The organism is Lacticaseibacillus camelliae DSM 22697 = JCM 13995 (assembly GCF_001311195.1).
Lineage (GTDB): Bacteria > Bacillota > Bacilli > Lactobacillales > Lactobacillaceae > Lacticaseibacillus > Lacticaseibacillus camelliae.
Window position 1 is genome coordinate 30,152 of the sequence record NZ_BBAJ01000002.1, and the last position, 12,124, is coordinate 42,275.

The window sequence follows — 12,124 nt, forward strand, 5'->3', positions numbered from 1 at the left end:
AGGCCATCCGAAGAGGCTCACATGAAACATCGCATAGGCCGCGTCGAGACTCAGATCCAACGCGAAATTGACGACATTTTGTTAAAAGATGTCAACGATCCGCGGGTTCGGCCAGTCACGATTACCGGCGTGAAGTTGACTGGCGACCTCCAAGAGGCGACCGTCTACTTCAGCATTTTGGCTGACGATCCCAAGGCGCTGGCAGAGGCGCAGACCGGCCTGGATAAGGCCAAGGGCCTGATCCGCAGCGAAGTGGGACAGCGCATCAAGCTGTTCAAGGTGCCAACCTTGACGTTCAAGCAAGATACGTCTGTTCAGTACGGTGCGCACATCGACCAGTTGCTTAATGAAGTGAAACACGAAGGCCTAGAATAAATGGCCATGCGGCTCTCCAGCGATGGAGGGCCGTTTTTTAGTTGGATCTGGCGCGGACTGCGCCAGGCGGATGCATCGGTGCCAGAGGAAATGTATAATAGAAAAAAATAAGGCGGTGGCGACTTGAGTCTGATCGAGAAATTATACTTACCCTTTTTTGAAGCGAGTGACTGGCACCAGGCAGTGATGACAACGCAGGGCTGGACGACCATTTTGACCCTGGCTTTGCTCGAGTGCCTCCTGTCAGTGGATAATGCGGTGGTGCTCGCTGCCCAAACCAAGTCCCTACCCGACAAAAAAAAGATCAGCATCACGCGCTGATCTACGGCATGTGGGGGGGCGTACCTGTTCCGGTTCATCGCCATCGGGCTAGGGACGTACCTCATGAACTTTTGGGGCATTAAAGCCTTAGGCGCGGCCTACCTCGTCTGGATGTCGCTGCATTTCTTTTACGAGCAGCGTCACCCCAAGGATGGGCCCAAACCGCAAACCGTCGCCAAGCCTAAACAAACCCATTTCTGGCGCACCGTGGCCTCAATTGAAGCGCTCGACATCGTGTTTTCCGTTGATTCGATCCTGGCGGCGCTCGCGGTTGATAATAACCCTGTGATCGTGCTGATTGGCGGCTGTCTCGGCATTCTGGCGATGCGCTTTGTCGCCCAGGTCATTACTGATTTCATCACGAAGGTCCCAGAGCTGGAGGTCATGGCCTACGCCTTGATCTTCATCATTGCGGTCAAGCTGGCGCTCAGCCTGCCGCAGATTGGCATTGAGGTGCCGAACTGGGCCTTCTCGGTGATTGTGGCGCTGGCTTTCCTGATCACGTGGCTGATCCACCAGCGGCGTGCCACCCGCAACCAACAGCAGAAGCGAGGAATTTGACATGGATGGAATTTTACCAGTTTATAAGCCGACCGGCATGACGTCGGCGGATGTGGTCAGTAGCTCCGCTACCTGTTGCAAATGAAAAAAGTCGGCCACTCGGGCACGCTTGATCCCAGTGTTGATGGGGTCTTACCGATTGCCCTGGGCGCGGCCACCAAGGCGGTGCCGGCGCTGATGGCGCTCGGCAAAACGTACATTGGTAAAGCCACGCTGGGGTTTGCGACGGAAACCGAGGACCTCGATGGGGCAGAGGTGGCGCGCGTGAAGCTGACGGCGCCATTTACTGATGAGCAGATCGATCAGGCATTGGTGACACTGACTGGGGACATTACCCAAACGCCGCCGATGTACTCGGCGGTGAAGGTCAACGGCCGCAAGCTTTACCAATACGCGCGCAACGGCCAGACCGTCGAGCGCCCGACGCGCCAGGTGCACGTTTACGCCTTCAAGCGGACCGGGCCGAGCAGGTTCGACGCCGTCACCGGGACGCAAGACTTTCCCTTTGAGGCACAGGTTTCAAAAGGCACATACATTCGGACGCTTGCCGTGGACGTAGGGCGCGCATTGGGCGTCCCAGCGGTCATGGCGCAGTTGACTCGGATCCAAAGCGGGGGGTTCAAACTTGAAGACACGCTGGACTTGCGTGAGCTGACGCGGGAGACCGCACCGGCAGCCGCGCAGGCCCACCTGCGACCAATCGAGTTTGCCTTTCCGCACTTGCCGCTGGTGGCCCTTTCTGCTAGCCAGTGGGACGGGGTCAGAAACGGGCGGGGACTGCCGCTCAGTGTGGCCGTGGCTGATGAGATCGGTCTGACCTACGAAGCGTCTTCAAGGCCCTTTACCAGAAGGAGGCCGCCGAGTATCGGCCGGCCCTGATGTTCTTAGCCAATGAAGGTATTGGCTGATGTTGATGAGGAGATAATTATGCAAGTGATCGATATTCACCCGCCGCTTGCGGCGGACCAGGTGCCAGCCAGCCAATCGTGCTGGCTTTGGGCTTTTTTGACGGCGTGCATCGCGGCCATCAGGCGGTGATTGTCGCGGCGCGTGCGGAAGCCGACAAGCGGGGGCTCCCGCTGGCAGTGATGACATTTGACGTTCACCCGGCCATTATTTACCGTGGGGTTCCGGCCAGCTCAGTGAAGTATCTGTCGCCGCGGCCGCGCAAAATCGAACTGATGGCCCACTTTGGCGTTGACCTGCTTTACTTCATTCACTTCACGCCGGCATTTTCCAAACTGCCTCCGCAGGCGTTTGTCGACCAGTATCTGGTCGGCATGAATGCAGTCGTGGTGGTTGCGGGATTTGACTACACGTATGGCAAACGCGACGTCGCGAACATGGTGACACTGCCCGAGTACGCCAAGGGGCGGTTTGAGATGATCACCGTCCCCAAGACAGTTGACGCCGGCCAAAAAGTCTCTTCCACGCGAATTCGCAAGGCTTTGGACGAAGGGGATGTTGATCTGGCCAATCACCTGCTGGGTTATCCCTACCAAACCAGCGGGACGGTGGTGCACGGCGAAGCGCGCGGCCGCACCATCGGCTACCCGACGGCCAACGTCCAGGCACCAGCAGGAGAGCGCATCCCCGGCATTGCGGTGTACACAGTGCGGCTGAAGGTGGATGGTCAGTGGTATCCGGGCATGGCGTCAGTCGGCCGTAACATCACGTTTGGCCCAGGGCGGCCGGTGACGGTGGAGGTCAACTTGTTTGATTTTCACCAAGATATTTACGACGCTCCGGTGCGGGTGTCGTGGCTTCACCGCCTGCGTGGCGACATGATGTTTGATTCCGCGGCGGGTCTGGTGGCTCAGCTTGCGCAAGATGAAAAGGATTCAAAAGTGTTCTTGAAAGGGTTGACGGATTGATGGCTGGGGCGTATGTCCACATTCCCTTCTGCTCTCATATTTGTTACTACTGCAACTTTAACAAGGTGTTTATCGAGGGCCAACCGGTCGATGATTACGTCGACATGCTTATTCGCGAGATGCACCTGGTGATGGCCAGCCACCCCGAGGAAAAAAATCGAGACGGTGTATGTAGGCGGCGGTACGCCGACCACACTGACGCCTGACCAGCTTGACCGCCTCATTGGCGGCATTCGCCGTGAGCTGCACTTTGAGCAGGGCGAGTTCACTTTTGAGGCCAACCCCAACGATCTGCTCGAAAAGGACAAGCTGCTGGCGCTGTACGAAAACGGCGTGAACCGCCTATCAATCGGCGTACAGTCCTTTAATGACGAGATTCTCAAGGCCATTGGTCGGACCCATCGAGTCGCCGATGTGTATCAGGCGATTGCCAATGCGCGTGCAGTGGGTTTTGATAACATTTCCATCGACCTGATTTTCCGCCTCCCGAAACAGACGCGTGAGGACTTTTTGGCCAGCCTGCACAAGGCGCTGGCGCTGGACCTGCCGCATTACTCGACCTACTCGCTGATTCTGGAAAAGAAAACGATCTTTTACAACCTGATGCGGTCCGGTCGGCTGCAGCTGCCAAACCAAGACGCCGAAGCCGATATGTACCAGGATGCGATTGATTTAATGGAAAGCACCGGCCGGCATCAGTACGAGATCTCGAATTTTGCCAAACCTGGGTATCAGTGCCAGCACAACCTGCTGTACTGGCGCAACGACCATTACTTCGGCTTTGGGGCCGGGGCCTTTGGTTACATCGGGCGCGATCGCTACCACAATTTTGGCCCGATCAAGCAGTACCTAGATCCGCTCCATGACCATAAGGTGCCGGTGATCGAGCATCATCTGGTGCCGCTGGAGGAGCAGATCGAAGAGGAGATGTTCCTGGGGCTGCGCACCCGCGAAGGTGTGTCCCAAAAGCGCTTTGCCGAACGCTACCACATGACGATCAGTGACGTGTACGGCGATTTGCTGACCAAACTAAGCGACCAACAGCTGGTCACCGTGGCCGGCGATGCGGTGCGCCTGACGAACCAAGGGCAATTTTTGGGCAACGAGGTCTTCCAGCAGTTTTTGCTTGACGATCCGCTGGTTTGAACCGGCCCATCTGGTTCGCATTTTCAGAAAAACGCTTGTCGCTTCAGTCTTGAGGCCGATTTTTTTCGTGAAAACAGCAAAATTAGCAGACCGAGGTTGACTTTGCTAACCGCCATTGGTATATTAAGTATTGTACTTAGCACTCAAATGGTTTTAGTGCTAAAAGAAGGTGGGATTATGTTGACGAAACGCCAACTACTCGTCTTGAAACAGATCATTCGCTCCTATACGGAAACCGGCCAGCCGGTTGGTTCTAAAGCCTTAATGGCGCAGCTGCCGGTTCATGTCAGTTCAGCCACGATTCGCAATGACATGGCGGCACTGGAAGACGAAGGTCTGATCAGAAAGACGCACAGTAGTTCTGGCCGCGTCCCATCGACTAAGGGTTACCGTTACTACTTGGACAACCTCGTCGAGCCGGCCGCGGTCACGCCCAACGAGATTGCTGCGATTCAGCAAGGCTTCGGGGGGCATTTTTACAAGATCGATGAAATTGTCGCCCAAAGCGCGCGCATTTTGTCGAACCTCACAAACTACACCGCGATCACACTGGGGCCTGAGGTCACCAACCTGAAACTCACGGGATTTCGGTTGGTGCCGTTGGGTAATCACCAAGTGATGGCGATCCTGGTCACGAGCAATGGCAACGTTGAAAGTCAGTTGTTTACGCTGCCTCCGGAAGTCGGCTCTGACGAGGTGGAAAAGGCCATTCGCATCATCAATGATGAGTTGGTCGGGTTATCGCTGGGTGAGGTTGCGCAGAAGCTGCAGTCGGAAGTGCCAGGTTTGTTGTTCAAGTACATGACTAGTCCGGACGGGTTTCTCGACCTCTTCGGTAATGTCTTACGCAAGGCCGCTGAGGAGCGCTTCTACGTTGGCGGGCGGCTCAATCTCATGGATTACCTTGGTGATTCCGATGTGGATCAGCTCAAACGTCTGCTGGCGATGATGGATGATGATCAGGCACCGAGCGTCAGGCGTTCAACACCTTGCTCGGGCCGCTTCATGATTCCCATATCAAGGTCAAGCTCGGCTCGGAGCTTACGCCAGATGTGCTTGAAAATCTGAGCTTGTTGACCGCGAACTACTCAGTCGGTGAGCACGGAACTGGGATGATTGCCCTGATTGGGCCGACCCAGATGCCGTACTCGAAGATGATCGGTTTGCTCGATGCCTTCCGCGAAGAACTCGCAAAACGGCTGACCGATTACTACAATCATTTTGATCAGTGACAGGAGGCATGAATTTGACAGAAAAGCAAACCAAGAAAGAGCAGAAAGCAGCCAAGGCTGAAGCAAAGCCCGAGGCAAAGGCAAAAGCGGCCAAGAAGGAACCCAGCCTGCGCGACGAAATCGCGGCGGAGATGCAAGACGACCTCAAGGAAGAGGTCGAAGATTCCGGCGTGGACGTCGAGGCCTGAAGAAAGAGCGCGACGAGCTGGAGGACAAATACCTGCGCGCCGCGGCCGAAATCAATAACATGAACAAGCGCTTCAATAAGGAGCGCGAGGACATGGCCAAGTACGATGGGCAGAAGCTGGCGACAGCCGTGCTGCCGGTCTTGGATAATCTTGAGCGGGCCTTGGCGACTGAGGTCAAGGATGACGGTGCGCAATCGCTGAAGAAGGGGGTCGAGATGGTTTACAGCCACCTTGACAATGCCCTCAAGGAGAATGGGGTCACCGAAATTGAGGCGACCGGGAAGTTCGATCCGAACTTGCAGCAAGCGGTGCAAACCGTTCCCGCAGACAAGGACCACGCGAAGGATACGGTGGTCCAGGTTCTGCAAAAGGGTTACAAGCTCAAGGATCGGGTCCTTCGGCCAGCGATGGTCGTCGTTGCAAATTAGCTAAATAAAAACTGTTAAAAGAAGGGATTTTACAATGAGTAAAGTTATTGGGATTGACTTAGGGACCACGAACTCTGCGGTCGCTGTGCTTGAAGGTGGCCAGCCGAAGATCATCACCAACCCAGAAGGCAACCGCACCACGCCTTCTGTCGTGGCGTTTAAAGACGGCGAAATTCAGGTCGGCGAAGTCGCCAAGCGGCAAGCATCACGAACCCGGACACCATCACTTCAATCAAGCGTCACATGGGTGAGGCCGGCTACAAGGTCAAGGTCGGCGACAAGGAGTACACGCCTCAGGAAATTTCTGCGATGATCCTGCAATACATCAAGAAGTTCTCTGAAGACTACTTGGGTGAAGAGGTTACTGACGCGGTCATCACCGTGCCTGCTTACTTTAACGACTCACAGCGTCAAGCGACCAAGGATGCCGGCAAGATCGCCGGCCTGAATGTTTCCCGAATCGTCAATGAACCAACCGCTTCTGCCTTGGCTTATGGCTTGGACAAAGGTGACAAGGACGAAAAGGTGCTGGTTTACGACCTTGGCGGTGGGACCTTTGATGTTTCTATCCTGCAACTCGGCGATGGCGTCTTTGAAGTGCTTTCCACCAATGGTGATACCCACTTGGGCGGCGATGACTTTGATAACAAGATCATCGACTGGCTGGTCAGTGAGTTCAAGAAGGACAACAACATCGACTTGTCTAAGGACAAGATGGCGATGCAGCGCCTGAAGGATGCCGCTGAAAAGGCCAAGAAGGATCTCTCGGGCGTTTCTCAGACCCAGATTTCCTTGCCATTTATTTCCGCTGGCGCCAACGGCCCGCTGCACTTGGAACGGACACTGACTCGCGCGCAGTTTGACCAAATGACTGCTGACCTGGTTGCCAAGACTAAGGTCCCAGTCGATAATGCGATGAAGGATGCCGGTCTGTCCAACTCGGACATCGACAAGGTCATCCTCAACGGTGGGTCCACGCGGATCCCGGCCGTTCAGGAAGCGGTTAAGGAGTGGACCGGCAAGGAACCGGACCACAGCATTAACCCTGACGAAGCCGTTGCGCTTGGCGCTGCCATTCAGGGTGGGGTCATTTCCGGCGATGTCAAAGACGTTGTGCTGCTCGATGTTACGCCACTTTCTCTGGGCATTGAAACCATGGGCGGCGTGTTCACTAAGCTGATTGACCGCAACACGACGATCCCGACTTCCAAGAGCCAGGTCTTCTCAACGGCTGCTGATAACCAGCCAGCTGTTGACATTCATGTCCTTCAAGGCGAGCGGCCAATGGCTGCGGACAACAAGACGCTGGGTCGCTTCCAGCTGACTGACATTCCGGCGGCGCCGCGTGGTGTTCCTCAGATCGAAGTTAAGTTTGACATTGATAAGAACGGCATTGTGCAAGTCTCCGCTAAGGATCTTGGCACTGGCAAGTCCCAGAACATCACGATCAAGAGTTCGTCAGGTCTGTCCGACGAAGAAATCGATCGCATGATGAAGGAAGCCAAGGAAAACGAGGAAGCCGACAAGAAGCGCAAGGAAGAAGTCGACCTCAAGAACGACGTTGACCAGCTGATTTTCCAGACCGACAAGACCTTAAAGGATCTCAAGGGCAAGGTCTCCGATGACGAAATCAAGAAGCGCAAGACGCCGAGGATGCCTTGAAGAAGGCTCAGCAAGAAAACAATATCGAAGACATGAAGACCAAGCGCGATGACCTCAACAAGATCGTGCAGGATCTGACGGTCAAGCTCTACGAACAAGCCCAGAAGGAACAGCAGGCAAAGGGCGCCGCACAAGGTAGCGCGGCCTCTGGTAGTACTGGCGCTGCCGACAAGGGCGACGACGGTAAGACCTTCGATGGCGAATACAAGGACGTCAACGACGACAAGAAGTAACCGTCTGTCCGTGAGAAAAGCCAAGGCCAGCTGGCTTTGGCTTTTTGTTTGGTGAGGCAGTTTTGCGTGCTTCACTGATAATATGGTATCCTGAATAAGCTTTTTTTGGGCGCAAGTACCCAATTCAAGGAGGCAACAATGGCAGACAAGGATTATTACGAAACACTCGGTGTCGCCCGGGATGCCAGCGATGACGAGATCAGGAAGGCCTTTCGACAGCTTTCTAAAAAAATATCACCCGGACATCAACCATGCCCCGGGGGCCGAGCAAAAATTTAAGGAAATCAATGAAGCCTATCAGGTCCTTTCCGACCCGCAAAAGCGTGCGGCTTATGATCAGTACGGTTCGGCCGATGGCGCTCAAGGCGGCTTTGGTGGCCAAGGCGGGTTCGGCGGTCAGGGCTTCTCCAACTTTGGCGGTGGCAGTGCCCAAGGTTTCGGCGGGTTCGATGACATTTTCAGTCAGTTCTTCGGCGGCGGCCAAGGGGGCGGCGCTCGCAGCGCGACTTCACCGCAGCAAGGCGCGACCTGCAGTATCGCATGGATCTGACGTTTGAAGAAGCGGTGTTCGGGAAGGACACCAAGATCTCGTATGACCGCGAAGCCGTGTGCCACACCTGCAATGGTTCGGGCGCCAAGCCTGGGACTAGTCCAGTCACTTGCTCCAAGTGCCACGGCTCGGGCTACATTCAGGTGCAGCGCAACACGCCGCTTGGCGCGATGATGACGCGCGAAGTCTGCGACGTGTGCCACGGCACTGGCAAGGAGATCAAGGAGAAGTGCCCGACTTGCCACGGCACTGGTCACGAGAAGCAGCGTCACACCATTGATGTGACAGTTCCCGGCGGTGTTGAAGACGGCCAGCAGATTCGGCTGCATGGCGCCGGCGAAGCTGGTCAAAACAACGGCCTTACGGGGACTTGTTCATCGTTTTCCGGGTGGCGTCAAGCAGCAAGTACGACCGCGACGGCACGACCATTTACTACAAACTGCCGATCAGCTTTGCGCAGGCCGCCCTTGGTGACAACATTAAGGTCGACACGGTGCACGGTCCGGTCGAGTTGAAGATCCCAGCCGGTACGCAAACCGAAAGCAAGTTCCGGTTGCGCGGCAAGGGGGCTCCGAACCCGAACAGGCCAAATGCGGGTTACGGTGATCAAATTGTCACCGTGACAGTTAAGACGCCGAAGAGCCTGAATTCGAAGCAAAAGGATGCCCTGATGGCCTTTGCGGCTGCGAGCGGCGAGGATGTGACGCCGCACGAAGGCTCGCTTTTCGACCGCGTCAAGGACGCATTCAAAAACAAGTAGCCACTTTGAAACCGCTCGTGATGGGCGGTTTCTTTTTGGCTTGGGGCGGCAGCTGGTTTGAGTCGAACGTTGCCGCTTGCTATAATAGATTGACAAGCAATTTACAGAAAGTGGGCACTTATGGCTGACATCGATATTCAGGCGTTGCGTGAACGCCAGAAGCACATTCGCAATTTTTCTATCGTGGCGCACATTGACCACGGCAAGTCGACCCTGGCCGATCGTATCTTGGAGCTGACGGATACGATCGCTAAGCGCGACATGCAGGCGCAAGTCCTCGATGACATGCCGCTGGAGCGGGAACGCGGCATCACCATCAAGCTGAACGCCGTCGAATTGCACTACAAGGCCAAGGACGGCGAGACCTACATCTTCCATCTGATCGATACGCCGGGCCACGTGGACTTTTCATACGAGGTCAGCCGCAGTTTGGCCGCCTGCGAAGGGGCACTGCTGCTGGTGGATGCCGCCCAAGGCGTTGAGGCCCAGACGCTGGCCAACGTTTACCTGGCGCTCGATGACGACCTGGAGATCGTGCCAATCATCAATAAGGTCGACTTGCCTAGTGCGCAGCCAGAAGTGGTCAAGGAAGAAATTGAGGAAATGATCGGCCTTGACGCTTCGGACGCAATTTTGACCTCGGCCAAAACCGGGCTTGGCGTACCTGAGGTCCTCGAGCGGATCGTGTCTGACATCCCGGCCCCGAGTGGCGACCTTGACAAGCCGCTGAAGGCGCTGATTTTTGACTCGGTCTACGATTCGTACCGCGGCGTGGTGCTGGCAGTCCGAATCGAGGATGGCATTGTGCAGGTCGGCGATACCATCGAACTGATGAGCAACAAGAAGCGCTACGAGGTCACCGAGGTCGGCGTGATGTCGCCCAAGGCCGTGCAAAAGGACTACCTGATGGTCGGCGACGTGGGTTACATTACGGCGGCCATCAAGACCATCCAAGACACGCGCGTCGGGGATACCGTCACGCTTGCGGATAATCCGGCAGATAAGCCGCTCGATGGGTTCCGGCAGATCACCCCAATGGTTTATTCGGGGCTGTTCCCGGTTGACAATGCCAAGTTCAACGACTTGCGCGAGGCCCTGGAAAAGCTGCAACTAAATGATGCGGCGCTGGAGTTTGAGCCTGAAACGTCGCAGGCGCTCGGATTTGGGTTCCGCGTTGGGTTCCTGGGACTGCTGCACATGGACGTGGTGCAGGAGCGGCTGGAACGCGACTTTGACTTGGATCTGATCATGACGGCGCCGAGTGTGGACTATCAGGTCGACAAAACGGATGGGACGACGATCACCATTGATAACCCGGCGGAATTGCCGGATTCCAGTGAGGTCAAGGAAATCCGCGAGCCATACGTCAAGGCCAGCATCATGGTGCCGAACGATTACGTTGGCCCCGTCATGGAAATTGCCCAGCGCAAGCGTGGCGAGTTTGTCACGATGGATTACCTTGATAAGTACCGCGTCAACGTGATTTACAACCTGCCGCTGTCGGAAATCATCTACGACTTTTTCGACCAGCTGAAGTCCTCGACTAAGGGGTACGCGAGTCTGGATTACGAGGTCACCGGCTACCGGGCGTCGGACCTGGTCAAAATGGACATCCTGCTCAACGGCGATCCGGTCGACGCGCTTTCCAGCATCGTGCACAAGGACTTTGCCTACGACCGCGGCCGGGCCATCGTGGCTAAGCTGAAGGAGACCATTCCGCGGCAGCAATTCGAGGTGCCGATTCAGGCGGCAATCGGGACCAAAATCATCGCGCGCAGCACGGTCAAGGCATACCGCAAGAACGTTCTGGCAAAGTGCTACGGCGGCGACATCACCCGTAAGCGTAAGCTGCTGGAAAAGCAGAAGGCTGGCAAGAAGCGCATGAAGGCGGTAGGCTCGGTCGAAGTCCCGCAGAAAGCGTTCATGAGCATTCTCAAAATGAACGAGGACGACAGCAAGGGCAAGTAGCCTTGTGGCCGCATCAAGTATCCAGGTCCCGGTGGCTTGGGTGCTTTTTTTTGGTGGTCCAAGATTTTGAGCCGGCCCTGCTCGGCCAGCAGTTCAGGGTAAACGGGACTAAAGCGAAATGCGGCGATAGAGATGAACAGTAACGTACGCGTCGCAGATATGTTGGTGCGGTTAATGGCAGGTGAACCGCTCGGCCTTTCCGTCGATGATGGCGTCTTTGTACGCACCTTTCAACGGGATCTGGCGACGATACGCCCGGCACTGGCGGCGCGGTCGGCCGGGAAACTGGTCGAAACCAAAGCGCATCATTGGCGCCTTGTGCTGCAAGGAGAAAGGGAAAACCTTCCTTTGATCAGTGGCATTTCCTCAATTTTGCTGGGTTCGCGGTCTTTGACTACCGCGGAAATGACCGAGGCCTTGACGTTTGTTCAGGCGCGGCTGAGCCCTGATGAATCTCATACTGTCAACACTTGGCTCACGCAGGAAAAAGAGGACTATCGGCCGATTGCGCAGGCTCAACCGTTGATTGCCAAGCTGGATGAAGCAATCGCGAGTCGCCAGCGGTTGACGTTCACCTACCAAAGTCCGGGTCAATCTGATTAAACGGTGTTCGCCGGTCGGCTTGTGACCATGTATTTTGAACGTTTCTACTTTTATGTGGCCATGTTTGTACGGGAGCAGAATCGTGATCAGTTGTTTCGACTGGATCGAATCCATTAGATTTTGACCGAAGAGAATGGGGAAAGTTGGTTCATGCGCGGCAATTTTCACTGCAGGAACACGACGACGCGGGCTGCAATTCAGCATCCTGAGGCTGGTGTCAGCA

At 55.7% G+C, this 12,124-nt stretch carries 3 protein-coding genes and 8 pseudogenes; all 11 read left to right on the plus strand.

Features of this window, described 5'->3' with window-relative positions:
- Positions 1-21 precede the first annotated feature (21 nt).
- The 11 genes and pseudogenes from rbfA to JCM13995_RS00600 all read left to right on the plus strand — a co-directional run bounded on the left by rbfA (position 22) and on the right by JCM13995_RS00600 (position 11,901).
- The gene (gene rbfA, locus JCM13995_RS00550) at positions 22-375 is read left to right on the plus strand and encodes a 30S ribosome-binding factor RbfA (protein ID WP_054661434.1); all 354 of its coding nucleotides are present in this window, start codon (positions 22-24) and stop codon (positions 373-375) included.
- A gap of 186 nt (positions 376-561) precedes the next feature.
- Positions 562-1,257, plus strand: a pseudogene (locus JCM13995_RS00555) (TerC family protein).
- Position 1,258: 1 nt separating this feature from the next.
- Positions 1,259-2,165 (plus strand): annotated as a pseudogene (gene truB / locus JCM13995_RS00560) (tRNA pseudouridine(55) synthase TruB).
- Between the two features lie 19 nt (positions 2,166-2,184).
- A pseudogene (ribF, locus tag JCM13995_RS00565) lies at positions 2,185-3,131 on the plus strand (riboflavin biosynthesis protein RibF).
- A pseudogene (hemW, locus tag JCM13995_RS00570) lies at positions 3,131-4,277 on the plus strand (radical SAM family heme chaperone HemW). Before ribF ends, hemW begins: the two co-directional pseudogenes overlap by 1 nt.
- Before the next feature lie 177 nt (positions 4,278-4,454).
- Positions 4,455-5,509: pseudogene (gene hrcA / locus JCM13995_RS00575) on the plus strand (heat-inducible transcriptional repressor HrcA).
- 8 nt (positions 5,510-5,517) lie between these two features.
- Positions 5,518-6,125, plus strand: a pseudogene (gene grpE / locus JCM13995_RS00580) (nucleotide exchange factor GrpE).
- Between the two features lie 34 nt (positions 6,126-6,159).
- Positions 6,160-8,020 (plus strand): annotated as a pseudogene (gene dnaK, locus JCM13995_RS00585) (molecular chaperone DnaK).
- A 138-nt stretch (positions 8,021-8,158) separates the two neighbouring features.
- Positions 8,159-9,330, plus strand: a pseudogene (gene dnaJ, locus JCM13995_RS00590) (molecular chaperone DnaJ).
- 120 nt (positions 9,331-9,450) lie between these two features.
- Positions 9,451-11,298 (plus strand): translation elongation factor 4, encoded by a 1,848-nt coding sequence (gene lepA / locus JCM13995_RS00595; RefSeq protein ID WP_420843313.1) that lies wholly within the window; start codon positions 9,451-9,453, stop codon positions 11,296-11,298.
- 132 nt (positions 11,299-11,430) lie between these two features.
- Positions 11,431-11,901, plus strand: a complete 471-nt coding sequence (locus JCM13995_RS00600) for a hypothetical protein (protein ID WP_054661436.1) — start codon at positions 11,431-11,433, stop codon at positions 11,899-11,901.
- Positions 11,902-12,124: the final 223 nt, after the last annotated feature.

Bases quoted from the DNA above. Each gene is read 5' to 3' on its own strand.
- rbfA (WP_054661434.1), top strand. From the start codon at position 22: ATGAAACATCGCATAGGCCGCGTCGAGACTCAGATCCAACGCGAAATT.
- lepA (WP_420843313.1), top strand. From the start codon at position 9,451: ATGGCTGACATCGATATTCAGGCGTTGCGTGAACGCCAGAAGCACATT.
- JCM13995_RS00600 (WP_054661436.1), top strand. From the start codon at position 11,431: ATGAACAGTAACGTACGCGTCGCAGATATGTTGGTGCGGTTAATGGCA.